Raw genomic sequence first — 24,795 nt, 5'->3', positions numbered from 1 at the left:
CAGTTCCTTTCATCGGACCTCATGCAGCAAACCGTCCGCTCCAAAAGCCAGTGCCCGAATGCAACTTGTGCACGGACTACTCATCAATTCCAGCGCGCATCGATTCGATTGCGCTAGTCCTAACAAGAGTTCCCGGAATTTGGATAAGGATTGGACCTAAGCCTTCCTCGCCTAGAGGGCTTGCAGGCGGCGACCCGTTACATAATCTCGCGTTGCCGGGTTATTCGGTCGCTGAAAAATCACTTCTGTGCGATCGTATTCCACTAGGCGGCCGACGCGGTTTCCACCTTCGCCAATAACCGCGTCAAAGAAGGCCACTCGATCCGACACCAACGATGCTTGCTTGAGGTTGTGGGTAACGATCGCGATCGTGTATTTTTGCTTCAGCTCCCGCAAAAGCTCTTCGATGCGCGCGGTGGAAATTGGGTCCAGAGCCGAACACGGTTCGTCCATCAAAATCACCTCCGGCTGCAAGGCGATCGCACGGGCGATACACAACCGCTGCTGCTGACCCCCCGACAGCGACAGTGCGTTTTTGCGCAGGTTGTCCTTAACCTCATTCCACAGTCCTACCTGTCGCAGCGATTGTTCCACGAGCCCGTCGATGTCGCCGCGAAAACCATTCACGCGTAACCCGACGGCAATATTGTTATAAATTGACTTCGGAAATGGATTCGGTCGCTGGAACACCATGCCCACGCGCCGCCGGATTTCTACCGGATGCACGCCCACGTCGTAGAGATCCCGTCCGTCCAGGAACACGCGCCCTTTGACTTGCGCGCCTTTAATTAGGTCGTTGAGGCGATTGAAGCAGCGCAGTAACGTGCTCTTGCCGCAGCCAGAGGGTCCGATCAAACCCGTGATGTGGTTGCGTAAAAGCGGTAGGGTGACATTCCGTAAAGCCGGCGTGCCACCGTAGTAGACTGAAAGATTTTCGGCTTTAAGAATGATTTTGCCGGAGCTGCTCGAACCTGCGAACGTCGATGGAGATTGCACGATCTGACCTGTTGCGTGTGGGTGGATTTGCGAGTGCGTTGGCGAGATCGCCCAGCAGCGATGGACGCGATCGACGCGGGAGCAAACGAGTCATTAGGTAAAGCGGCGGGAGGAATAATCGCGCAACAGAACGCCTCCTACATTCAAGACAAGCACAATTGACACCAGCACGATCGTCGCCGCCGCCGCATTTGCCTGAACGGCTTCATCGGACTCCTGAAGCCAGTAGAAAATCTGTACCGGCAATACCGTGTATTGGCTGCGCAACCCGTCCAGAGAAAGCGATGGCAAAAAGCGTATCGACGCCAGGGCTCCAACTGCTACCAACGCAGCCGTCTCGCCCAACGCTCGGGATACCGATTGAATCACCCCAGTGAGAATGCCCGGCAGTGCCGTCGGCACGGCGATCGTGCGTAACACTTGTTCCTTCGTCATCCCGAGCGCGTAGCCCCCGCGCCGCAAGCTTTTGGGAACGGCTGCCAGTGCCGAGCGGCTGGCAATGATGGTCACCGGCAGCACGATAACAGAAAGTGTAAGCCCTGCGGAAAGAATGCTGTAGCCGCCGGTGATTGGGCGCAACACGCGCACGAATAGTTCCAACCCCAGCAAACCGTAAATAATTGACGGTACTGCTGCCAAGTTAGCAATGCTGGTGGAAATGGCGCGGTTAATCAAGTTATCTGGATAATACTCTTCCAGATAAATTGCGGTCCCGACCCCAATTGGTACGACTAATACCAAGACAATGGCCAGCATCCACAGCGAGCCTACCAGCGGTGCGTATATCCCCGATTCCAGCGGCCGCCGAGACGAGAAACTTGTCAAGAAGTCCCAACTCAGGCGCGGAAATCCTGCCACAACCAAGTCCAAAAATAGCACCATCAGGACTACGATACCGGTGAACGCCGCGAACGTCGCCAGCATGCGAAACCCTCGCTCGAACCAGAATCGCCGCGATGCTGGTTCGGGAAACTGTAGCTTTGGAAGGTTCGACACCGCCATCGGTGGTTCCGTCAGCAATTGACCCGGCTGCGCCGCCCCCACGTCACTGCTCTTCTTCAGCTCCCGAGCCGGCAACAGCATTCTAGTTGCTCGCTCCTCACCGCGGCGCGTCAACCAGCTGCTCAGCAGATTGAGCGCCAAGGTTATTACAAACAACACCATCCCAACCGTAAAAATTGCCTTGAAGACAATCGAGCCAAACTCGACCGTGCCCAGGCTAACCGAGACAATAAATGCTGTCATCGTCTCGATTGGAACAAACGGATTGAGCGTCAGCACCGGACGCTGACCCGCTGCGATCGCCGCAATCATCGTATCCCCTAACGCCAAGGACAACGCCAGCGCGATCGCTGCCATCACCCCTGGAAGCGCTCCCGGCAGCAGCACGCGCACGATCGACTCGCTCTTGGTCATGCCCAATGCTAGGGCACCTGCACGCAGCTCGTTCGGAATCCTACGCAATGCCTCTTCGCTTAAAGACGAGATCGTCGGGGCTACCAAAATGCCGATTGCGATCCCCGCACTTAAAGCATTGAATCCCGAAATACCTGGAAAGATGGTATTTCGAAATAAGGGTGTGAGGAACAGCAAGGCGAAGTAACCGAAGATCACCGTGGGTACGCCGCTCAACGATTCCAATGCTGGTTTTAGAAATCGCCGCACATTCGCTCCAGCATACTCTGCCAGATAAATGGCCCCCATTAAGCCGACGGGAATCGCTACGAACATAGCAATGACCGTCACCATCAACGTAGCAGTGACTAATACGATAATGCCGTATTGGGCGTTGCCAGCCTGCATCTGCGGCGTCCAATCGGTGTCAACCAAAAAGTGCCACAGCGGTATGTCCGCGAAAAATGAGACCGACTCGAACAGCAGCGTGATGACGATCGACAGAGCGATCAGTATCGGTACCGAAGCGAGCACAGTCAACAAGAGCCGCAGCCACTGTTCCTGCAGTAAACTCGCTCCGAGGCTTCGCTCCCAATGCGACTCGCTTAATAGCGCTGCATCGACTCCATCGTCAAGTTTGCCTTCCATACCGTCCTACGCCTGCCGTTGCCTCCGCAAAACCGTCTCCCCATATCCGTGGTGACTCACTGCGATGGAGGGAAACCCTACCTCTAGGTGAGACCGCTCTCCGCGCCCGCTTGTAACCACCTCAACACTGCAAAAGGAGTAAATCCTAGTTGCCAGTTCATGCCCGCCTTTCATGCAGGCTGACAGGTACGATATACGGGGAATGTGTCAGGATTTTACCCCCGTCACTCGTATTGTCAAACAAAGAAAAGGTTACCGCTGCGTTAACGCTGGGTAAATTTCTGCCCTTATGAATGCGTGTAGTAATCCCTCACTGTCCAAGGAGCAGATATTTCACGCAAGCATCCATAGTAATGTTTTGCGATTAAAATTGCGTGATATCACTCTTGCAGGCTGAGCGGACTTTGTTAGGAGTTCTTGTAGAGAAATTCTCAGGAATTCGTTCGTGGTAAAAGCGAATACTGTCCGACAGCACTAGCAGACTTGAAACGAGCTACGGGGTTGCCCAACAAAAATTCATACTATTCACATTGCAATGCTTGCAGAATATTGCAATGCTTACAGACTCCTTGAGCTCGAATTAACCTTACCTTAACCACAAAGCGCTTCCCCAAGTATATACACGTGCACTATGCTTGATGCTGTTTAACGTTCTGGCATATCAACAGTGTTTGCTCGGAATCAGCGATCTAGCCTGAATGTCGATCCGAATTCGACGATAGCCGATCTGCCATCACACGACTGCCAGGTTGCCGCAGACGTGTTTGGTGAGGTGGTTTCAACGCAGTTTCACGAGCGTCCCGATCTACCCGGAGTTATCGTCGTGGATTGCGACGGCAGCGTCGTTGGTGTCGTGTCTCGGCGTATGTTCCTGGAGCAAATGAGCCAACTTTACAGCTTGGAGCTGTATCTGCGCCGTCCGATTCGGGTACTGCTGGAGGTTTTGGAAGCAGATCGGTTGCGATTGCCGAGTACCACAGCCGTCGATCGCGCCGTTCGCCAGGCACTCGCCCGACCGCCTGAGCTTTTGTACGAGCCACTTGCGGTAACCTACCCGGATGGATCGCTGCGCTTATTGGAAATGCATTTGTTGTTGGTCGCGCAGTCGCAAATTTTCGCTCAGATCAACACGACTCTCAACCGCCAGAAAGAAGAGGCGCGCAAATACGCTGATGGGCTCAAACAAGAGCAAGCGAAAGTGAAGGAGTACACTCTCAAGCTGCAGACCGAGCAGCTCGAGGTACAGCGCCGCAACCAGATGTTGGAGCTGCAAGGAGCCAAGCTTTCGCGGCAAACTCATCAAATTACCGACCTCAACGAGCGCTTCGTACGCGTGGGCGAACATCTTTCTTCAGAGGGCAAGCAGACGTTTGCCGAGATGATGCGGAGCGTCGATGCCATCTGTCGCAGTACGAACCGCATCCTCGAAATCGGTCGTGCCCTGAGCGGCGAATTGGAGACGGTGAATGGAGCGACCCAGCTTATCGAGCGGGTCAGTCAGCAAGTGCGCCACCTGTCAATGCAGGCGGCTCTGATTGTCAATCGTTCGCAGCCCGACGGTAGTAGCAGCCACCTGTCCGGCTTTAATCACATCACTCGCGAGATCGGCAGCCTCGGCAGTCAGACATTCGAAGCCAGCAACCAGGTCAACCAGATCGCCAGCCGTTTCCGCTTCCAAATCTTGGAGCTGATGAACGTTGCCCGCGAAAGCGAGTCGGTTGCGAAATCGCTCGTCAAGCGATCGCAGGAAACGCAGAGTGCATTAGACGAACTGGAAAACATTATCGGCGAGCGCCGCCGCCCGACTACGACAGCGGCCTAAGAGCGATCGCGTCGGTCGAGGTATTCTCGGTAGCCGAGTTCGTCGAGGCGGTCTTGTTTGGCAAGGACTGTATCGGCAAGCTGCTGGCGGTAGGTCCGAACGCGATCGAGGAGGTCCCGATCGCCGGCAGCCAAAATCTGCACGGCTAGCAATCCGGCATTTTTCGCGTTACCGATTGCAACGGTGGCAACGGGAATGCCGGCGGGCATTTGCACGATGGAATATAAGGAATCGACGCCTTGTAGATGGCGGCTGGGAACGGGTACGCCGATAACCGGCAGCGGCGTCAGAGCGGCGACCATACCCGGCAGATGCGCTGCCCCCCCCGCGCCAGCGATGATGACGCGCAAACCCCGATCGGTGGCGGTTTTGGCATAATCGACCATGCGCTCGGGCGTACGATGGGCAGAGACAATTTCGATCTCATGAGGGACGTCGAAATCTTCGCAAATGGCGATCGCGGCTTGCATGACGGGCAGGTCCGAATCGCTGCCCATGATGATGCCGATTAGTGGAGTGCTAGCAGACACGATGGATTCTCAGGATGCTGTTCGGGAGTCGAGACAGGCGGCAGACTTTACGGCGATCGCGCAGTTGAGCGACGCCCAAGTTGACGAGTTGTACCAACTTTATCAGCGCGAGTGGTGGTCGCAGGGGCGACAACCGGACGATATTTGCCGGATGTTGGCCCACTCAGACGAAGTTTTTGGGTTTTGCGAGCCGCGGACCGGGCGATTGGTTGCCTTTGCACGCGTGCTGACCGACTACGTTTACCGCGCGACTGTCTACGATGTCATCGTTGCCAAGTCTTGCCGCGGCTCAGGGCTCGGGCGCCGTTTGGTCGAAGCGATTGTGAGCTGCCCGCAGCTACAGTCGGTGGAGCGCATCCAACTGGACTGCCGACCTGAACTCGTGGAGTTCTACGCGAAGTGGGGCTTTCATGAAACGCAACTGTCGTTGCATACTCTGGTGCGATCGCAGACGTGTGAGCAGCCAAATTGATCGGACGGTCCGGCGATCGTTGCCGGTCGCGGCCCTAAGGAGCGCGTAGTGTCAGCATTGCTTTTCTCAGACGGCTTGTGGGTCGCGCGTTGCACTGGCATCGGCTGCCGCGTCAGTTGGCTCTTCATCTTCAGGAGACGCGTCATCTTCAGGGGGTACGATACCATCCTCCGGGGCAACACCTGCGGTAGACGCGATCGCGGTATCTTGCTTGCCAAATAAAAGTTGGCTGTCGGTACAGTCCACAACGATCCGGTCGCCTTCGGCAAACGCGCCTTCGAGGATCTTGGTTGCAATCGGGTTTTCTAATTCGCGTTGAATTGCTCGCTTCAACGGTCGCGCGCCGTAGATCGGATCGTATCCGGCCGCGACGATGAAATCCTTAGCCGCGTCCCCGAGTTCGATCGCGATCTTCTGATCGCTCAACAACTTTTGAATGCGCTGGAGTTGAATATCCACAATCCGGCGCAGTTCAGCCCGGCGTAGGGCGTGGAAGATGATCAAATCGTCGATGCGGTTGAGAAATTCCGGGCGAAAATGCTTGCGAAGTGCTTGCAAAACTCGCTTGCGCATTTCTTCATAGTTAGCATCTGGATCGGCGTCGCGATCGCTATCTTCGAGCTCGTTCTCGCTGCCGTTACTGTCGTCGCGATCGCCAACTTTCAGTACTTCGCGCCCGCCGATGTTGCTGGTCATAACCACGATCGTATTTCGGAAATCGATCGTACGACCCTGGGAGTCAGTAATCCGTCCGTCATCGAGCACCTGCAAAAGGACATTGAACACGTCCGGATGGGCTTTTTCTACTTCATCGAGCAACACGACCGAGTAAGGTCGGCGGCGAACCTGCTCTGAAAGCTGTCCGCCTTCTTCGTAGCCGACGTACCCCGGGGGTGCACCGACCAAGCGCGATACCGCGTGCTTTTCCATGTACTCGGACATATCGATGCGCACCATCGCTTCTTCGCTGTCAAAGAGAAATTGCGCGATCGCTCGTGCCAGCTCGGTTTTCCCGACGCCAGTCGGACCCATGAACAAAAACGAGCCGATGGGACGGCCGGGATCTTTCATCCCCGCGCGAGCGCGACGGATCGCTGCGGACACTGCCGAAACGGCTTCGGATTGACCGATCACGCGCTGGTGCAAATGCCCTTCGAGTTCGAGGAGTTTCTGCCGCTCCGAGGCCATCAAGCGCGCGACCGGAATGTTCGTCCAATTCGCGACGACGTCGGCGACGTCGGCTTCTGTTACTTCTTCGCGCAGCAGCGCTCGACCTTGGGTTTGCAGGTCCCGTAGTTGCTGCTCTTTGGCTTGGCGATCCTCCTGCAGCGTGCCGAGGCGGCCGTACTTCAACTCCGCAGCCGTGTCGAGGTCGTAAGCACGCTCCGCTTGTTCGACCTGCACGCGCAAGCGGTCTTCCTCTTCTTTGAGGGCGTTGATGTCGTCGATCAGTTGCTTCTCGTGCTGCCAGCGCGATGAAAGTTCCTGTTGCCGTTCCTGCAATGTGGCAATCTCTTCTTCGATACGCTCCGATCGCTCCCGCGCCGAGAAGGTCGAACTCGCATCAGTGCGGGCAGCTTCGCCCTTAATTGACAGCATCTCCATCTGTAGTTGCAAGATGCGGCGGTCGATTGTCTCGAGTTCGGTGGGCTTGGAGGTGATCTCCATCTTCAGTTGTGCCGCCGCCTCATCCACGAGGTCGATCGCTTTGTCCGGTAAGAAGCGCTCGGTGATGTAGCGATCGGACAGCGTGGCGGCGGCGACAAGAGCCGAATCGGTAATCTTGACACCGTGGTGAACTTCATAGCGTTCTTTGAGCCCGCGTAGGATCGAAATCGCATCTTCCACGCTCGGCTGCTTGATGTAAACCTGCTGAAACCGGCGTTCTAGAGCCGGATCTTTCTCAATATGTTTGCGGTATTCGTCCAGCGTGGTCGCGCCGATGCAGCGAAGTTCGCCGCGTGCCAACATCGGCTTGAGGATATTGCTGGCGTCCATCGTGCCTTGGGCATTGCCCGCGCCGACCACGGTTTGTAATTCGTCGATAAAGAGTACGATTTGACCGTCCGAATGAGTTACGGCGTGCAGCACGCCGCGCAAACGGTCTTCAAACTCGCCGCGATACTTTGCCCCAGCGATCAGACTGCCCATATCCAAGCCGATCAGACGGCGGTCCTTCAACGACTCCGGTACGTCCCCGTTCACGATCCGCTGCGCCAACCCCTCTGCGATCGCCGTTTTGCCTACACCCGGCTCGCCAATGAGAACGGGATTGTTCTTCGAGCGCCGCGACAGCACCTGAATCGTGCGCCGAATCTCCACGTCGCGACCGATGACCGGGTCGAGTTTGCCTTCGCGGGCCGCAGCGGTCAGATCGCGCCCGAAGCGTTCGAGCGGGTCCGCTTCCGGTGGTGCGCCGCGCTTGCTCGAGCGCCCAGCTGCGCGCTCGCCGCTACCGGCAGCAGCCTCTTCCTGTTGGCGGACTTCCTCGCGAGCATTGCGAAAAGCCTTGATCGTTGCCTCGATGTCCTGCGGGTCGAGGCGGAACCCGCGCAGCAAGCGCCGGCCGATGCGTTCGTCCTCGGCGAACCCCAAGAAAAGGTGTTCCACCGAAATCGTTTCGTCTTGCCAGCTCTCGCGTGAAGCTTCGGCGCGATCGAGCAAGGCATCCAAACCGCGCCCGAGGTAAAGTTGTTCGGTACGCGCCGACGGCGGCTGTCGATTGGCAAAGGTTTCGAGTTGCCGCTTCAGCTCCGCCACATCCGCATTGCGTGCCTCGAGCACGCGACATACCGAGCCTTCCCGAGCGAGCAGCGATAGCGCAACGTGTTCGACTTCGAGGTTTTGATGGTGGTAGCGACGGGCGATCTCCTGCGAATCAACAATCGCTTCCCAGGCGCGATCGCTAAAGCGATCGGGGTCGGTTGGTTGCATGGCGCGCTCGGCTGCAGTTCAACTCGTCAGTATACCGAATCTATCTCCAGGTAACCGATTGTCGTGAGTCGAGGCGATCGCATTGCCCTTGCACGTTGCCCTTTTCATAGTGAAGCTTGGCACGGGAGGCATTGCCGAGGGAACCGCGCTGAGTCCCAGACATAGTCAAGCCGGAGTCCTACTGCTGAACGAAACCTCGAAGAAGAAACGGTGCCTAGATGTCTAGGTACTGCTGTTGGGTATTGCTACCAAGCAAAAGAGGTTCAATAGTCTTCCGTAGGGGGAAGGAATGTTATGGAACATCTTAAAGGTGCTTCCCAGTCAGGAGGTATTACTTGTTGGCTAGGAAATATCAAAAAAAGTCGTCACAGAGCGTACTTGCGGAAGCTTAAATATTCGAGTTTCTAAGTGACTTGTCAAAAATCAAATAGCGCCAACTTCAAAAAGATGGGCGATGCTGACGTAAGAATATAAACGTTACTAGAGCTTTCAAATAAGGTTCTCAAATCAGATTTACAGATCGTAGTCGTTACAATGAAGAATTTTCACCTGCTACTGGCACATGAAGTTTAAATCATTACTCTTGTCTACTGCAATTTTTTCGATCTCGCTTGGATTACGCCTTAATGAAATTGAGATCCCGCTCAATATCGACGAGGTAAAGTGGATCGAAAGAGGAGCATTCTTCCTCAACAGCATCATCAATTTGGAGTTTGCAAAGACATACATTTCTCACCATCCAGGTGTGACAAATAGTTGGAGTATTGGCATTAGTTTACTCGGTAGTTGTTGGCTAGAAAGATTTTTTGCGGATTGGCACCATCCAGAGTTATTAGCCCACATTAGCTCTTGTCTGAACATCGACGAACCGGAGATCGGTATCTATATTGCACCGCGCCTACTCCAAGCATTCGTTACTTCAACATGCTTAGTTGGCATGCACGTGCTAGCACGACAACTTATCGGACCCCTTCCAGCCTTGATTGGGACCGGCTTACTAGTTACCGAACCATTTTTCGTCGCATATCAACGATATATCAGCACGGATGCCTTACAAGCCAGCTTCAGTATCCTCGCACTGTTGATGCTCTTGCTTTATCTGCGCGGCGATCGCACTCGGCGAGCTCTCCTCATCTCCGGCACTTTCGCTGGGCTTGCCGTAGCTACAAAGATTACGGCTTTATTTGCATTACCAGCGGTTATCCATTGGTTGATTCTTATCGAGCAAGGCAAATTAGAACCGAGATTTCCAACAATTGGATGGCAACAAAGATGCCGCGAGCTCAGTTTTTGGGGAGCAACCGGGCTAGTAACGGTCATTGCAATCTGGCCGGCGACTTGGGTTCGCCCTCTATCGGTCATAAAAAACCTCTTAACCGACTTGCTAGATGAAGCCGATCGCGGCTCTCTATTTTTTTTCGGACACACAACTGATGCCCCCAACCCTCTCTTCTACCCATTGGTTCTAATTTATCGCCTTTCTCCCGTTTTACAAATAGGTATATTAATCTGTTTAATTTGTCTGATATTCGTACCTCTGCGCAAGAAAGTTCCAAATTTTGTGGAGGTATATGCGATTGCTCTCGTGCCGTTTTGGGTGTTGGTGTTGATGAGCATACCAGACAGTAAGATCGATCGCTATATTCATTTCGTCACCCCAGAACTCGCTTTGCTAGCTGGTACGGGTTGGTCTATTTTGGTGCAAAGTATTGGGCAAACATTCCAGTCGGCGATCCTGGGTACAATTTTGGCAGTCCAACTTGCATTCACTACCTATTTATCTCCTTACAATATCACCTTTTTCAACCCTGTATTCGGCGGTGCCCGAACCGCTCAAAATATCTTGACGATCGGTCAGGGAGAAGGTTTGGAGAAGGTTGCTGGGTGGTTAAACAATCAGCCCGATTCAAAGGAGATCCTTGTCGCGAGTTGGTATCGAGATGCTCTGGCGACCTATTTCCGCGGACGTACCTCTGAAATCAATAGGTTCTACTTAGAAGATGCGTTTTGGCTAAACGTTAATTATATTGTTCTTTATCAAAATCAACTACAACGACAGCTTCCCGACCCAGACTTGCTCGCGTACATTAGTAGTCAAAAACCTGTTTATACGGTTCGGTTTGATGGCATCAACTATGCGCTTGTCTATCCAGGGCCGGTTCCCACATCCGACCGACTGGAATCTCTGGCTGTCCGACCCGCCGTTTCTTTGGGAACGCAAGTAGAATTAATCGGCTACGGTCCCAGCCTCTTCGAGGTTGACAAAAGCAACAATCGAATTCCGGTCACACTCTACTGGCGCTTTGCTTCGCCGCTTCCAGCAAATGCTCTTATTCGCCTGGAACTCCGAGACCGCTCTGGGGAAGTAGTATACCGCATGGATTCGCCGTTAGTCGGCGGTTACTTATCCCCGGAAAGAGTTATGCCTGGAACGACTATACAAGATATCCAACATCTCGATATTCCCGACAGTATACCTTCAGGGCACTATTACCTAAGCATTGGTTGGATAGATGGCGATCGTCTGCTAAAATTTTCGAATATGGTGAGTCTTAATAGATTGGAGATCGTAAAAATAGAAGGTGCTTTGAAGTAGTGTGAAAGTTGCTATGAACGTTAACTCTTCAACACCTTGCAGAAATTTCCATGATGCCTGGGATAGATGAAGTATATGGTTCTGCGGTTAAGGAAATTCGGATTTCTCTAACCCAAAGACTGTCCGGGCTTGTGTTGCACATTATCTGACATCCCCTCTGTGTCAACCTGGTACCGGACAAAAGCTGGTGCAAACAACAAAGATTTTGGGAAGGTTTACTCAAGGAGAAAACCCTCCCACAAAACTAGTCGCTGACCCTTTGGCCGATAATCAAATCAAGCTCGATTAATCCCTCGAAAAGCGGAGTCATGGCTCCTTTATTGCCGAGTACGAGCTCTCCGATCGTGCAGGAAGCCAATGCTTGCCAACACGGTGAACTCAGGACTTTGCTCCAGAGCGAAAAGTTCTCCCACAACAAAACTCAACGGTGGCGTCGCAAGTTCGTCCAAGGTGGCATCGCTTCCCTAACCAAGACAGCGAGGGACCCCAAATCCTACCTCACTAACGAGCAGCGGAATATTACCGCGCTGAAGAAGAAGTTTCAACGACTCGAGTATCAGCTCGGATTCCAGGTCGACGAGCTCGCGGTAGATGGTAATTTATCAATTCATTCGGATATCAAGGGATGTCTCTGGATCGGTTTCTTCGGTGAAGATTGCCGGAGCCCAGTACATTGCTATTGATTTCTGGAGTGCCACTGTAGTGAACATCGCCACTGCCGACGATCTTCACTTCCATGGACTTGACTTCACCGACCTGGGCATTACCGGAACCGAGGATGTCAATCTTGGCGTTATCGAACTCTACCGGGGTCATGTCAATCCCCCCTTGACCATGAATGCTCATCTTTACAGTTGAGGCCAGTGCCAATGAAGATTTCACTGAAATATCACCGGAGCCTGCGATCGCGGACTTGACAACATCCAGTTCCACCTCGCCCAGGTTTATATTGCCCGAGCCGGCAACCAACAGACTAACGTTCTGAACCCTAGCTTCGGTTACCTCGAGTGCGCCAGAACCCTGGATTTTTAGCTCGATCTCTTCGGCAGCGATCGAAGACGCGCGGATGTCACCTGAGCCATTCACGTTCAGCTCAATTTCGTCCAACTCAACTGGGTTGATATGAACATTGCCGCTGCCGTTTAGGGATACCCTATTCAGCTCCGGCAAGGTGAGCTCGTAATGCAACTCACCGTAGTTGTAGTTGTCGCGAGGCCCATTAGCGCCCAGCACGAGTGTGCGACCGTCCAGAAAGTAAGGCTGGCGCTCCAGGTCATTGCGGTTGCCACGCACCACTAGCGCAGTCCGATCGCCCTGGGTAATTTTCACATCGACGCTGCCAAGCACCTGCACGAAATCAGCCTGCAAGTTACTCACAGTGTCGGTGACAGTATCAGTAAAAGTACTCATGTCTTCACAAGCCAAAGAGGACATAACTAGCGCTGCGGAAAAAAGCGTATTTTTGATCATTAGTCTTTCTCCAGATCGAAAATAGCTAACCCATTTTTAACACGCGAAGTTGAGGTAAGAGGCTTGTAGAAAAGTCGGTTGCGGGAAACCGTTCACATGTCTCGCGAGAAGGAAAATGACTTTAAGGGGGATCGGGATTACTCAGGGTACTCTTACCTGGCTGGACCCGTGACAAACAGCGTCTAACCCAATTTTTTCGACCTACTCCGGCTGAAGGCTAAGAGGACTAAGCGGTGCGAGAGCCTGCTAGGGCAAAAAGTCGGAGTATGCAGTAGCCTAGCCGGCTTGCTCAAAGAATAAGCGATCGCCTCCCCCACCACTAGTTATCCGCGCTGCAGTCGGCGCATAGCTTCGAGCAAGCCGCGTGCCTTGTTGAGGGTTTCCTCGTACTCGCGTTCGGGGACGGAATCCGCTACCAAGCCCGCTCCAGCTTGGACGTAGACGCGGTGGGCTCTGCCTTCAGGGCGGACGATCGCGGTGCGGATAGCGATCGCGCTGTTGAGCTGACCGGTGAAGTCGTAGTAGCCGTAGGCACCGGAATAAGGACCGCGACGCTCGGGCTCGAGTTCGTGGATAATCTCCATCGCACGAATCTTGGGCGCGCCGCTGACCGTACCGGCCGGGAACGTCGCTTGCAGCAAGTCCCATGTCGTGTGATTCGGGTCGAGGTCGCCGATGACGTTGCTGACGATATGCATCACATGAGAGTAGCGCTCGATGGTCATGCGCTCGTTCACGCGCACGCTTCCGAGTTTGCAGACCCGGCCGAGGTCGTTGCGTCCTAAGTCCACGAGCATCACGTGTTCGGCTACTTCCTTTGGATCCGACAACAATTCCGTAGCGAAGTCGGCATCTTCGGCCGGAGTGCGGCCGCGCGGCCGGGTACCAGCGATCGGGCGTAGGGTAGCAACGCGATTGCCCGCTGCATCGTGCTCGGCTTTCACCATCACTTCTGGCGACGAGCCGACGAGCTGCCAGTCGCCAAATTGATAGAAGCCCATGTAAGGCGACGGGTTGATGACGCGTAAGGCGCGATACAGCTCGAAGGGCTTGCCCGCGTAGTGTGCTGACAGACGTTGCGACAACACAACTTGGAAGATGTCCCCCGCGCGGATATAAGCTTTGGCCGTTTCAACATTGGCGCAGAACTGCGATCGCGGCGTATTGCTGTCATAGACGAGGGTCTCTCCATCGCGCGCATCCGTCTCGGACCAACTCAAGGCGATCGCGTCTTCGGGCAGCGGCGACTGGAGTTTCCGAGCCAGCAAACTAGCGCGCGCGGCCGCGCGGTTGTAAGCCGTTTGTAAATCCGTATCGCGCAGATCCGCGTAAGCGATCGCCCAGATTTTGCGCTTGACTTGGTCGAACACCAGTAAGTTGTCCGCCTGCATCCAGATGCCGTCGGGCAAGTCCTCTGGCTGCGCTGAATAGACCGGCACGCGCGGTTCGATCCAGCGGATCAGCTCGTAACCCCAAAAACCAAACAGCCCGCCAATCCCCGACGGTAGCTCCGGTAAATGGACCGGCGCAATCGTCTCCAGGCAGCCAGCGAGGATGTCGAAGGGGTTGCCCGTGAAGGTTTCTTGGCTGCCGTTGCGGTAGGTACGCGTGGTCCGATCGCCATCGGTTTGCAACACCCAGGCCGGATCGCAACCGAGGAAACTGTAGCGCCCGACCTGTTCGCCGCCTTCAACCGATTCGAGTAAAAAGCTGTAAGGCTGACCGGCGCAGACTTTATACCACGCCGAAACTGGTGTTTCCAGGTCGGCGACAAGCTCGCGGTACACCGGAACGAAATTGCCGTCGCGGGCGAGGTCGCAGAAGCGGTCGAAGTCAGGAAAGACGGCGCTCATAGTTCGGACGTGCGGTAAGGCAACCAAAACGCGATCGCGCACAGGCAATCGGCATCGGTCGATATGACGATGGGGAGGCGACAACCGCGTAACTGCGGCCATTCGCTCTCCCCATCGTACGGAAATCGTTGGGAATCTTCGAACGTTTTTGGTGGCACGAACCGAATGACGTGCTGCCGTGCAAGGGTCTAGACTTCGTAGGAAGCCTTGCCCGAGAACTTCAGCGCTGCCGGCTCGGGGTTAGCACCGATGCGGCGGTCGTTCTTGCCTGCGAAGGGTCGTCCTTCGTTGACGGTTTCGGGGAAAACGCCATCTTTGGGATGCAGATATTCAGTTTCGCCGTTGGCATAGACGCGCCAGATTTTGTAGCTTTCGATCTTCGGCTTGAACTTGGTGCGCAGCTGGGTCCCGAGTGCAAGGCACTGCTCTTTGCGGGCGAAGTAACAAATGTTCTCGCCCTGGTTCATAATCGCCGCGCCGCCCGTAGGCATCTCGAAGACCTGCTCTTTACTGCTGGTCCAGGTGATAACGTACTTTTCTTCCGTTTCTGCAGCCGTAAGCAAGCCGCCCGTGCTGCCGCCGAATTTAGGGAGTTGTCCCGTCAGCTCTTCGCTCATATCGGTTTCTCGAAAGTCGGGTGTTCGCAATTGCGTGTAATCGCGATGCTATCACCCGCCTTAAGCGCTCCTAGCGCGACTGACAAGAAGTTTAACAATACGTGAAGCATCTTGTTAAGCACCGTACAACCCCTTGCATGCGTGATTTTGACGCGATCGCGAACGATAAACATAGACGCCGGTCCGTTGAGCGCGCCACCCGTCGCAACAGAGCATCACCCTTTACCTTCACCACCTTGACGACATCTCCTCCTCCCTACCGACCGCTTCTGCGCGATGAGTTCGATTGCATTGCTGCTGGGGAAGTCAACGCTTCGCAAGCGGCGGCAGAGCGCGAGTTGACCGAAAACGCGATCGATGCGGGGGCAAAGCGGATTGCGATCTCGCTGCAACCCGAAACGCTGGCAAGGGTTTGAAACGTTTAGTTGCTAGGCGTAAAACAGGCAGCAGTCGCGCAAAATTTCATACAATTTTGCTCCCAAGTGCTAGCTTTCAACACCTGCAACTTGCTCAAGCGTTGGATTTATTGCAAGTATGCAACCGTAACCCCTGCACCGCCGTCTTGCTGCGCTGCCAGTTCGTACGACTTCACAAGTCCGTGGTGCTGCAAATATGCTTGGATGCCTTGGCGCAAGCGACCCGTTCCTTTGCCATGGATTATCCAGAGCGCGCCCGATCGCGTCACTTGGTCGGCGAGGGCGCGGTCGATCGCGAGTTCGGCATCGGCAACGCGGCTGCCTCGGACGTCCAGAGTGTTGCGCTCGGTGCGAACGGTGGGCAGGGGTTTTGCCGCCGTCGGGCTTTCGACTGGAGCGGCAAACTTCGTTGCTTTCGCGGGCATTTCAGCTTTCTTCCCGTCAAGGGATTCTATGTCCGAGAGCGGCACGGTCATTTTCATTAACCCGAAGCGCACGGTCAATTCGCCATCGGCGTCGGGTTGGGAGAGCACTTCGGCAGTTTGGTTCAGGCGCGGGACGCGCACGCGCTCGCCAATTTGGGGTTTGTAGCTCGGTTTGCGGACGGGTTTGGTCCGCTCCGGTCGGTAGCGCTCGCTGACGCCAGCAACGGCTTCGGAAGCCTTTTGAGCGTTTTGAGCGGTTTGCGGACCTTGTTGAAGTTGGCGAATGACGCGGGCAATTTCACCTTTGGCTTCGGCGATCGCTTCCCCGACGGTTTGTTCTTGACGGCGCTTGAGGTCGTCCTCGCGAGCTTGCAGGGCAGCAGCGCGATCGCTAACTTCTCGATAAAATCGCTCGGCTTGGCGCAATAAGTCTCCGGCTTCGCGAGCTTTGTCTTCTTGTTGCCGGCGTTGAGCTTCCAATCCAGCGATTGTTTTGTTCACGTCTTGGGACAACCCGCCGAGCTGGTTGCGCGCGCGCTCGACGATCGCGGCGTCGAGCCCGAGTCGCTGAGCGATGGTCAGCGCATTGGAGCGTCCGGGAATTCCCCACAGTAAACGGTAGGTGGGCGAGAGCGTTGCCTCGTCGAACTCCACCGAGGCATTCTCGAAGCGTTCGTCTTGATACTTCAGCGCCTTGAGTTCGCCGTAGTGCGTCGTGGCGATCGTTAGTTGTACGCGAGCTGCGAGGTATTGCAGCAACGCGATCGCCAGTGCGCTGCCTTCAGCCGGATCGGTCCCCGCACCCACTTCGTCGAGCAGCACTAATGCCGGTCGATCGGGGTCGCGCTCGTGCAACTCGTCCAGGATGCGGGCGATGCGGCGCACGTGCCCGGAGAACGTGGACAAACTTTGCTCGATGGATTGCTCGTCGCCGATGTCAGCCAAAATGCGATCGAACCACGGCAACTCGACGGGTTCGCGGGCAGGGACGAATAATCCGACTTTAGCCATCAATGCGGCAAGCCCAATGGTTTTCAGCGTCACGGTTTTTCCGCCCGTATTCGGTCCGGTAATTGCTACGACGCGGATCGGCGATCGCACTTGTACGTCGGTCGGAACGACAGGATGCCCTTGCTCGTGGCGCTGTTGCCAGACCAAAAGCGGATGGCGCAGACCCCGCAGGGTGGTTGTTTCGCCAGCGCTGCAGTCGATGAAGTGGGGTTCGTTAGCCTCCAACCACAAGCTGTAACGCGCGCGGGCGGTTGCTAGATCGAGCGCCGTGGCGATCGCCAGTAGTGCTTCCAAATCTTCACGGACTGCGGCGACTTTTTCACTGAGGGCGCGCAAGACGGCTTCAACTTCGACGAGTTCGCGGCGTTGCAGCTGGCGCAGGCGGTTGCCGGAGTCGACGATAGCCTGGGGTTCTACGTACAGCGTTGCGCCGGAACTGGAGGCATCGTGGACGATACCGGGGATCGCGTCTTTCTGTGGGGCTTTAACCGGGATAACAAAGCGCCCCTCGCGCTGGGTAATCGTCGGCTGCTGAACGGCGTTGCCGTAGCGCTGCAACAAACGCTGCAGGGTTTGGTAGATGCGATCGCGAGTTTGCTTGATCTGATGGCGGAGGTCGGCAAGTTTGGAACTGGCGCGATCGGTGACGTTGCCCTGCTCGTCGATACAGTGGTGGATGTCCTGTTCGAGTTCGGGATAGGTCCGCGCGCTGGCGACCAATGCTGCCAAGGTCGGCACTTCTTCTTCACGCTCGTCAATCGCACGCCGCAACCGCCTGACTCCGGCTAGCGTCGTCGCGATCGCCAGCAGTTCCTTGCCGCTTAGCATGCCGCCGCGATCGCTGCGCTCGAGAGCATCGCCAATGTCTTCGATCCCGTCAAACGTCCAAGCACCGACCAAGCCAATTTCGAGACCCACGACCTCGCGCGTTTGAGCCAGCAATGTCGAGCTGACAGCCAGAGAGTCGGGCGGCTGCAGGCGGTGGGCGGCGATCGCACCAAGCTTCGTTGCGGCAAAAGTAGCCAGCTGCTGACACAGTCGCGGCCACTCCAACAAGTTGAGGGTTTCTGCTTGGATCAAGGGGGGTATTGCAATGCTTGTCCCCATTATGAAGAACTGTGACGCCATTCCCTCAAGATAAATAGCACTTCCGCGCGCGATGAAAAACTCTATCGCTTGGCAGGGGAACTGCATAACCAAACGATTGTTTTTGCGAAAGTTGTTGAGGGGACGCTTGGGATTCGCGACTGCTTTGGCAATTCTGGCTACTTTTGTGGCAGAGAAGACAGCTGCGCACTGCTCGAAGACATCCGAAGAGTTTATGACAAAGCCGATCGCAGCTCGAACCATTTTTCAGTCGGTCGCGGTTCGAGTCAGTGAGCTCTGGTGGACGAGAACTATCCAACCGATGCAGCCGATCGAGCTGAGGACTGGAGCAGCAGCCCGTACTCGATGCCGTCCACCACGGCTTGATAGGATGCAGACAGAATGTTCGGCGAGACGCCAATCGTCGTCCAGCGCCGTGCCCCGTCGCTCGATTCGACCAGCACGCGCGTCACTGCTTCCGTGCCAACCGTGCTGTCGAGGATGCGGACTTTGTAATCGGTGAGGTGGAACGATGCGATTTCCGGGTAAAACTTCACCAATGCCTTCCGCAACGCTTCATCCAATGCCGACACCGGACCGTTGCCTTCTGCCGATTCGAGGATGTGCTCGCCGTCAACCGCGACTTTAATCGTGGCGATCGCGTCGCTCAGCAGCGTTTTTTCATCGCGCAACATATCGCAGTGCACCTGAAAACCCATCAATTGAAAGCGCTCCGGCCGGCGTTCGAGGGCTGCTCGGACCAACAGTTCGAAACTTGCATCGGCCACTTCAAACTGATAGCCGCGATGCTCTAGGTCTTTGAGCGTTTGCAAGATCTCTCGACAAGCCGGATCTTTTTTATCGAGCTGGATGCCGAACGAGCGCGCCTTGGCGACGATATTGCTGATGCCGGCCTGCTCGGAAATCACAATACGCCGCTGGTTGCCGATCGCTTCGGGCGGCACGTGCTCGTAGGTCAGGGGATTGCGCTCCACAGCCGAAACGTGAATGCCGCCTTTGTGGGCAAACGCCGACTGACCTACAAACGGTGCGTGATCGTCTGGAGCAAGGTTGGCAATTTCCGCAATCGCGCGGCTGGTCGTACTCAGCAGTGCCAGGCGATCGGACGGCAAGCAGTCGTACCCGAGCTTTATCTGCAGATTGGGCAACACGGAACATAGGTCGACGTTCCCACAGCGTTCGCCGTAGCCGTTGATCGTGCCCTGCACCATCGCCGCACCTTCCAGAACTGCCGCCAAGGAATTTGCGACTGCCGTTCCCGAGTCATTGTGGGCGTGGATGCCGATCTGCGCGGTGAGATCGCGGCCCAACTCCGCCACGATCTCGCGGACGATGCGGGCAATGTCTTGGGGGAGTGTACCGCCGTTGGTGTCGCACAAGACCAACCAATCTGCGCCGGCATCCTGTGCCGCTCGCAAAGTTTGCAATGCGTATTCAGGATTGGCTTTGTAGCCGTCGAAACCGTGCTCGGCATCGTAAAGTACGTGGCGACCTTGGCTCCGCAAATACTGAATCGAGTCGCGGATCATCGCCAGATTTTCATCGAGCGTCGTCTTCAGTCCTTCAGTGACGTGCAAATCCCAGGTTTTCCCGAAAAGAGTTACCCAGCGGGTTCCAGCAGCGAGGATTGCCTGCAACATTGGATCGTCTGCCGCAACTTTGTGCGGGCGGCGCGTAGAGCAAAATGCCACGATCTCGGCTTGTTGTAGGGGCTCTTCTCGGAGCTGCCAAAAAAACTGCACGTCTTTCGGATTCGCCCCCGGCCAGCCGCCCTCGATAAACGGAATCCCTAGCGCGTCCAGCTTGTGGGCGATTTCGATCTTGTCTTCTATTGAAAACGCAATACCTTCACGCTGTGCGCCATCGCGCAGTGTCGTGTCGTACAGCCAGACGCGAGGAGAAGAATCTGCAGCCATAGAGTGAGGACGGATGCCGTACCGGATTTTAAATTCTTGTTAAGAAATGTATCGTGCGGAGCGGATTGCTAATGCCTACGGTAACAGCTCAAGGGAAGGTCGTAGCTTGCGATCGCGGGGCAAACCTGCGTCAGGTTTTGCTCGAGAATAACATCGACATCTATAACGGACCGGCGCAGCAAATTAACTGTCACGGTTTCGGCACCTGCGGCACCTGTGCGGCATGGGTCGAAGGCGACGTTTCGGAATCTGCATGGCGCGAACAAGCGCGTTTGGGAATGCCGCCACACAATCGCGAGCGCGGCTTGCGCCTTACCTGTCAAACCAAGGTTCTCGGCGACGTGCGCGTCACTAAGTACGAAGGCTTCTGGGGCGAGAGCGATCGCGTCGCTTGGACGCCAGGCGGCAAGGCTGCCGCCGCGCGCTAGGATTCGGCAATCGGTAGAGTCGAATCTGCGAGACGGATCTGTGAATCGGATCTGCCAGCTGGTCTCGCTGTTCAGAATCGATCGGCTCAAAGCCGGTCGAGCCGGGTTAAGGTTAGCAGGGGCAGTCGCGCGACTACCCGGTTCGTCGTGGAGAGCATCGGGCTTTGGGGATCGACCTTCGCAGCTACGTCTATCTCGATAATTTGCAACCGCAGCATGCTGCCTACATGGGCACGGTGTCCATCGGCTTCCTCCCACTTCCGGGCGACGCATCGCTATGGGTTGAAATCTCGCCCGGCATCGAAATCAACCGCATTACAGATGTGGCGCTGAAATCAACATCCGTGCGGCCGGGCGTGCAGGTGGTCGAGCGCCTATACGGGCTGCTTGAAATTCATTCGTCAAGCCAAGGGGAGGTGCGCACGGCCGGGCACGCGATTTTAGATGCTTTGGGTGCCAGCCGGGGCGACGGACTCAAACCCCGCGTCGTGTCAAGCCAGATCATCCGCAACATCGACTCGCACCAAGCCCAACTTGTCAACCGCACCCGCCGCGGTCAGATGTTGCTTGCCGGTCAAACGCTCTATGTTTTCGAAGTAGAGCCGGCAGCCTATGCGGCACTAGCGGCGAACGAAGCCGAAAAAGCTGCATTGATTAACATCCTGCAAGTGTCGGCTGTAGGTAGTTTCGGTCGACTTTATCTCGGTGGCGAAGAACGCGACATCATTGCGGCTTCGAGAGCGGTGCTCGCTGCGATGGAAAGCTCGATCGGACGCGATCGCGCCACCACCCGCCACGAATAGATGCACGCGCCCCGACAATAGGTTCATCCAATCGGCAGACCCAATCCGAGCGTGAACTCGACCGTTCCGCTAGCCTCAATTTATTAGGAGCGCGGAGCTTTCCTAGGGATCCTAGAGATGGCGGCAATAAGCAAATTGAAAGCCAAGGTCGGACGAGGTTGTCAGGTGGTGGTGCGATCGCTGGACCGCTCGCTACCGCTGCGAGTCTTATTTGTGCTTGTTGCGGCTTATATCGTACTGATTGGGGTCGATCGTGTCGATCGCCTGTTGCCACCGCCGGAGCCGAACTGTCGGGGTTTTCTCGGGTGCACAGCTCGCAATATAGGAGCATTGGTTGCCGTCGAAAACCTTGAGAGTTTTAGTATTATCGTCGTCGCCTTTCTGTATGCTATCGAGGCGCGCGATCGCCGCAAGCGCAAATACTACGAAGCCTGGCAAGTCATCGACCATGCTGCCGCTGCTGGTGTGCCGACGAGTTACGCGCGCGTGCAAGCACTGCAAGATCTAAACGAAGGCGGCGTTTCGCTGCAGGGCGTGGACATGCCCGGAGCCGACCTCGAAGCCATCTACCTACACGGAGCAAACCTAAGCGAGGCAACATTGAGCGCAACCGATTTGCGCCGAGCCAATCTGGCGCGTGCAAACCTTCAACGGGCGCAGCTCGATACAGCCGATCTGTCTGGAGCCCAGTTGAAGGAAGCAAATCTGGCCTTCGCGAACCTTGCCAGTGCAACTTTGGCAGGAACGCAGATGAAAGGAGCCGATCTGCGCGGAGCGAATCTGTCCCAAGCAAATTTAGCAGGTGCCGACTTGCAAGAGGCCGTGTTGGCAGCAGCCAACCTGGCTGGAACCAGTTTTCGCGATGCCAATCTCAGGGGAGCGAACTTGGTCGGTGCGCGCTTAGTGGAAGGTCACTTCAAGCGTGCCGACTTTAGAGGTGCAAACCTCGAAGGTGCCATCCTACCGTAGGGATAACACCCGAACGCTTAGCGCAGCGACCCAGGGTGAGATAGAACGAGCGTGCAGGCAGGAGCGCGAGGTCCGAGCAAGCAGTACGTAAAGGCTCGGCTCAATTCGCTATTATAAAAATTGGACTTTTATTGCCATCAATAACGCACGCAAGCGAGACACTACCGACCCCATGGCCAAGAAAAGCATGATCGCGCGCGAGCGCAAGCGCGAGAAACTCGTCGCCAAATATTCCGCCAAGCGCGAGGAACTCAAGGAGCAAATCCGGACTGCACAAACGCCACTGGAGCGTTTTGAGCTGCGGCGCAAGCTGCAGAACCTACCGCGCAACAGTTCGCCCACGCGCCTCCACAACCGCTGCAAAGTCACGGGGCGTCCGCGCGGCTATTATCGCGATTTCGGTCTGTCGCGCAATGTGTTGCGGGAATGGGCTCATGAGGGCTTGCTACCGGGCGTCACTAAGTCCAGCTGGTAGCACCTCCCCAGTTAGGAGCGCAACCGGATGGGTTGTAAACCGCTGCTGCGACGTTAGGCTACTCGCCGCAGCAGCGGTCGATCCCGAGGCTGTCGAGTACGAGATCGCTGACGGCGTTGGCGATCGCAAATTCTCCGTAGAAACTGCGACTGAAGTCGAAGCCCTGCATTTCTGTCACGATTGCGACGACAAGTGCGCCGAGGTCGTTTTCGCCTTCGAGGCGCTGGCGCACGAAAATCTTAGACGCTCGATCGGCTATATCGCCATTAACCGCTTCAGGTAGGAACTCTCGGTCCAGCCAGGTGTGCAGCGCGTCGCGCAACCAATGCCCTTCGCGGTCGGGATCGCGGAGCGGTGGGAGCACGATGGGAGGAATGGGTTCTGGCATGATTTATTAGCGATGTCTTTCGGGCGATCGCCCCCTCAGGATTTCGATCTTAGGGTGAATTGCCGGTTGTTGGTGCCCCGTCCCTCGGCTGCAGCAGGCGAGCTCGATTTAACGGACGACTCAAACAAGCAACGCCATGGATGTGGATGTCTCGGCGATCGTGGGGGGGTACGCGCGAGGTTGGTTCCTGATGGCAGGTGAGGACGGCGACCTCCAGTGGTATTCCAGTCGCCGGCGCGCGGTTTTACCCTTGGACGGGCGCTTTCATTATCCCAAGTCGCTCCAGCGCGTATTAAATCAGAAGCGTTTCGCCACCGCGATCGATCTCGACTTCGATTCGGTGTGCCGGGGCTGTGCCGATCGCGAGACGACCTGGATTTCGCCGGAGTTACAGGATATATACCGGTCGCTGCACGCAGCCGGTTGGGCACACAGCTTCGAGGCTTGGCAGGACGGCGAGTTGGCGGGGGGCGTGTTGGGAATCGCGATCGGCGGTGCGTTCGTCGGCGAGACGATGTTCTACCGCATTCCCGAAGGCTCGAAGGTGGCGCTGGTGAAGTTGGTTGAGCATTTGAGATCTCGCGAGTTTGTGCTCTTCGACGTGCAGATGCAGAACCCACATTTGGAGCGCTTCGGGGCTTACGAAATCCCCGATCTCGAATACCAACGTCGCTTAAAACTTGCCGTAACCCTGCGCCGCCGCTTTTGAGTTGTCGCATCGGCTCGCACAGAATGCCATTTAGGCGCCCGGCATGGATTGAGTAAATTCATTATCGAACTCTTCGCACCGCACGACTCAATGGCATCACGATCGAGCGAACGCGAATACTTGACATTGATGTGCTGGGTTGTCTCCAAATGCCTCACGTATCTGCTGAGTCTTGGGACTCATGCAAATTCCCTAAAATCCTGATACGAGTAGCTGAACGATATGCCACCGCTACCCGGTTTGGGAGGCGATGGGGTCTCGTCCCGCCCTCTGCAATCACTTCCTGACCTTCTCTCGTAGTTTCTCGAAGTCGCTGCAGGTCAGCCAGTTCAGTCCGCTCTTTACCCATCCCAGCACCGCTCGATTGGATTCACCTGGGGATTGTAAGCCGGCTGTAACAGAAGTTTCACGTCCTCCAGCACTTGCGGCGTTCCCGCTCGGCGCGCTCCCGCTCCATCTATCTGCATCACGTGCACGTCTCTCGGATGCTCCGCTGCAAACTGCTCCAGGGATTTCTCGATGACTGTCAAGATGGCTGAACTCCCAGAAACAGCTATCCCCCGTTTTTGGCTCCACCGCTCCTTACAGCCAGAGCACCTGGAAGCTCCAATGCACCTGCCCCAGAACTTCACCACACGAGCGGGATGCAACCGCCCGGTCACGGTGTTTTTATCCAAAGCTGCCCTCTTCCTCGCACCCGTAACGCACCCACTCACAGGCCACCACTGCTTAGAACCGGCTCTTCAGTACCTGACAATGTGCTCGGGCAGCTTTTTGAAATTCCGATTTTTAGCTTTTAGACGGGAAGCCCCGCG

21 protein-coding genes are annotated in these 24,795 nt (G+C 55.8%); 10 read left to right on the top strand and 11 right to left on the bottom strand.

Annotation, left to right across the window (positions count from 1 at the left end; genetic code table 11):
• Positions 1–171: 171 nt before the first annotated feature.
• Both pstB and pstA read right to left on the bottom strand, forming a co-directional pair.
• Positions 172–996, bottom strand: a complete 825-nt coding sequence (pstB, locus tag KR51_RS07975) for a phosphate ABC transporter ATP-binding protein PstB (protein ID WP_022606595.1) — start codon at positions 994–996, stop codon at positions 172–174.
• Between the two features lie 93 nt (positions 997–1,089).
• On the bottom strand, positions 1,090–3,039 hold the full coding sequence (gene pstA, locus KR51_RS07970; protein WP_022606594.1) for a phosphate ABC transporter permease PstA: 1,950 nt from the start codon (positions 3,037–3,039) through the stop codon (positions 1,090–1,092).
• A 667-nt stretch (positions 3,040–3,706) separates the two neighbouring features.
• Between pstA and KR51_RS07965 the strand changes: the two genes are divergently transcribed.
• A complete protein-coding gene (locus KR51_RS07965; RefSeq protein WP_022606593.1) occupies positions 3,707–4,861 on the top strand; it encodes a CBS domain-containing protein in 1,155 nt (384 codons plus the stop codon).
• Here the strand turns inward: KR51_RS07965 and purE are convergent.
• Complete coding sequence (gene purE, locus KR51_RS07960; protein ID WP_198016729.1) at positions 4,858–5,391, bottom strand: 5-(carboxyamino)imidazole ribonucleotide mutase; 534 nt, start codon at positions 5,389–5,391, stop codon at positions 4,858–4,860. The two genes, KR51_RS07965 and purE, sit on opposite strands and share 4 nt — an antisense overlap.
• Position 5,392: 1 nt before the next feature.
• On the opposite strand from purE, the gene KR51_RS07955 reads away from it, so the two are divergent.
• Positions 5,393–5,863 (top strand): GNAT family N-acetyltransferase, encoded by a 471-nt coding sequence (locus KR51_RS07955; protein ID WP_051358128.1) that lies wholly within the window; start codon positions 5,393–5,395, stop codon positions 5,861–5,863.
• Between the two features lie 66 nt (positions 5,864–5,929).
• Here the strand turns inward: KR51_RS07955 and clpB are convergent, their stop codons facing one another.
• Positions 5,930–8,797, bottom strand: a complete 2,868-nt coding sequence (clpB, locus tag KR51_RS07950) for an ATP-dependent chaperone ClpB (RefSeq protein WP_022606590.1) — start codon at positions 8,795–8,797, stop codon at positions 5,930–5,932.
• Positions 8,798–9,380: 583 nt separating this feature from the next.
• Here clpB and KR51_RS07945 point away from each other — a divergent pair.
• Complete coding sequence (locus tag KR51_RS07945; RefSeq protein WP_232214568.1) at positions 9,381–11,393, top strand: ArnT family glycosyltransferase; 2,013 nt, start codon at positions 9,381–9,383, stop codon at positions 11,391–11,393.
• Between the two features lie 618 nt (positions 11,394–12,011).
• Here KR51_RS07945 and KR51_RS07940 read toward each other — a convergent pair.
• From KR51_RS07940 to psaD, 3 genes are all read right to left on the bottom strand, one after another.
• Positions 12,012–12,863, bottom strand: coding sequence for a GIN domain-containing protein (locus KR51_RS07940; RefSeq protein ID WP_022606584.1), 852 nt, complete (start codon positions 12,861–12,863; stop codon positions 12,012–12,014).
• Between the two features lie 323 nt (positions 12,864–13,186).
• Complete coding sequence (gene trpE, locus KR51_RS07935; protein WP_022606582.1) at positions 13,187–14,716, bottom strand: anthranilate synthase component I; 1,530 nt, start codon at positions 14,714–14,716, stop codon at positions 13,187–13,189.
• A gap of 188 nt (positions 14,717–14,904) precedes the next feature.
• Entirely contained in the window at positions 14,905–15,333 is a 429-nt protein-coding gene (psaD, locus tag KR51_RS07930) for a photosystem I reaction center subunit II PsaD (RefSeq protein WP_022606580.1), read from the bottom strand.
• Between the two features lie 236 nt (positions 15,334–15,569).
• Here psaD and KR51_RS19495 point away from each other — a divergent pair, with 236 nt between their 5' ends.
• Positions 15,570–15,749, top strand: a complete 180-nt coding sequence (locus KR51_RS19495) for an ATP-binding protein (protein WP_156915028.1) — start codon at positions 15,570–15,572, stop codon at positions 15,747–15,749.
• Positions 15,750–15,856: 107 nt separating this feature from the next.
• Here the strand turns inward: KR51_RS19495 and KR51_RS07920 are convergent, their stop codons facing one another.
• Entirely contained in the window at positions 15,857–18,265 is a 2,409-nt protein-coding gene (locus KR51_RS07920; protein ID WP_022606577.1) for an endonuclease MutS2, read from the bottom strand.
• A 317-nt stretch (positions 18,266–18,582) separates the two neighbouring features.
• On the bottom strand, positions 18,583–20,208 hold the full coding sequence (gene cimA, locus KR51_RS07915; RefSeq protein ID WP_022606575.1) for a citramalate synthase: 1,626 nt from the start codon (positions 20,206–20,208) through the stop codon (positions 18,583–18,585).
• 71 nt (positions 20,209–20,279) lie between these two features.
• Between cimA and KR51_RS07910 the strand changes: the two genes are divergently transcribed.
• From KR51_RS07910 to rpsN, 4 genes are all read left to right on the top strand, one after another.
• Positions 20,280–20,636: a 2Fe-2S iron-sulfur cluster-binding protein gene (locus KR51_RS07910; RefSeq protein ID WP_022606573.1), complete on the top strand. Its 357-nt coding sequence runs from the start codon at positions 20,280–20,282 to the stop codon at positions 20,634–20,636.
• A 164-nt stretch (positions 20,637–20,800) separates the two neighbouring features.
• Entirely contained in the window at positions 20,801–21,439 is a 639-nt protein-coding gene (locus tag KR51_RS07905; RefSeq protein WP_022606571.1) for a bacterial microcompartment protein, read from the top strand.
• Positions 21,440–21,556: 117 nt separating this feature from the next.
• On the top strand, positions 21,557–22,408 hold the full coding sequence (locus tag KR51_RS07900; RefSeq protein WP_022606569.1) for a pentapeptide repeat-containing protein: 852 nt from the start codon (positions 21,557–21,559) through the stop codon (positions 22,406–22,408).
• Positions 22,409–22,580: 172 nt separating this feature from the next.
• Complete coding sequence (gene rpsN, locus KR51_RS07895) at positions 22,581–22,883, top strand: 30S ribosomal protein S14 (RefSeq protein WP_022606567.1); 303 nt, start codon at positions 22,581–22,583, stop codon at positions 22,881–22,883.
• Positions 22,884–22,941: 58 nt separating this feature from the next.
• Here rpsN and KR51_RS07890 read toward each other — a convergent pair whose 3' ends face one another.
• A complete protein-coding gene (locus KR51_RS07890) occupies positions 22,942–23,271 on the bottom strand; it encodes a hypothetical protein (RefSeq protein WP_022606566.1) in 330 nt (109 codons plus the stop codon).
• 136 nt (positions 23,272–23,407) lie between these two features.
• Between KR51_RS07890 and aat the strand changes: the two genes are divergently transcribed.
• The gene (gene aat / locus KR51_RS07885; protein WP_022606564.1) at positions 23,408–23,980 is read left to right on the top strand and encodes a leucyl/phenylalanyl-tRNA--protein transferase; all 573 of its coding nucleotides are present in this window, start codon (positions 23,408–23,410) and stop codon (positions 23,978–23,980) included.
• Positions 23,981–24,321: 341 nt separating this feature from the next.
• Here the strand turns inward: aat and KR51_RS19490 are convergent, their stop codons facing one another.
• Positions 24,322–24,510, bottom strand: coding sequence for a hypothetical protein (locus tag KR51_RS19490; protein WP_156915027.1), 189 nt, complete (start codon positions 24,508–24,510; stop codon positions 24,322–24,324).
• Between the two features lies 1 nt (position 24,511).
• Between KR51_RS19490 and KR51_RS20620 the strand changes: the two genes are divergently transcribed.
• Positions 24,512–24,795, top strand: a 284-nt coding sequence (locus KR51_RS20620; protein WP_232214567.1) for a hypothetical protein, incomplete at its 3' end; no start/stop codon positions are given.

Source organism: Rubidibacter lacunae KORDI 51-2, from assembly GCF_000473895.1.
Classification (GTDB): Bacteria; Cyanobacteriota; Cyanobacteriia; order Cyanobacteriales; family Rubidibacteraceae; genus Rubidibacter; species Rubidibacter lacunae.
The sequence above is the reverse complement of the archived record's forward strand: the minus strand, read 5'-3'. Positions and strand labels throughout refer to the sequence as shown.

Coding starts and splice junctions, on each gene's coding strand:
- KR51_RS07910 (WP_022606573.1), top strand. CDS start 20,280: ATGCCTACGGTAACAGCTCAAGGGAAGGTCGTAGCTTGCGATCGCGGG.
- aat (WP_022606564.1), top strand. CDS start 23,408: ATGGATGTGGATGTCTCGGCGATCGTGGGGGGGTACGCGCGAGGTTGG.
- trpE (WP_022606582.1), bottom strand. CDS start 14,716: ATGAGCGCCGTCTTTCCTGACTTCGACCGCTTCTGCGACCTCGCCCGC.
- clpB (WP_022606590.1), bottom strand. CDS start 8,797: ATGCAACCAACCGACCCCGATCGCTTTAGCGATCGCGCCTGGGAAGCG.
- KR51_RS07900 (WP_022606569.1), top strand. CDS start 21,557: ATGGCGGCAATAAGCAAATTGAAAGCCAAGGTCGGACGAGGTTGTCAG.
- psaD (WP_022606580.1), bottom strand. CDS start 15,333: ATGAGCGAAGAGCTGACGGGACAACTCCCTAAATTCGGCGGCAGCACG.
- cimA (WP_022606575.1), bottom strand. CDS start 20,208: ATGGCTGCAGATTCTTCTCCTCGCGTCTGGCTGTACGACACGACACTG.
- pstA (WP_022606594.1), bottom strand. CDS start 3,039: ATGGAAGGCAAACTTGACGATGGAGTCGATGCAGCGCTATTAAGCGAG.
- KR51_RS07940 (WP_022606584.1), bottom strand. CDS start 12,863: ATGATCAAAAATACGCTTTTTTCCGCAGCGCTAGTTATGTCCTCTTTG.
- KR51_RS07890 (WP_022606566.1), bottom strand. CDS start 23,271: ATGCCAGAACCCATTCCTCCCATCGTGCTCCCACCGCTCCGCGATCCC.
- KR51_RS07955 (WP_051358128.1), top strand. CDS start 5,393: ATGGATTCTCAGGATGCTGTTCGGGAGTCGAGACAGGCGGCAGACTTT.
- rpsN (WP_022606567.1), top strand. CDS start 22,581: ATGGCCAAGAAAAGCATGATCGCGCGCGAGCGCAAGCGCGAGAAACTC.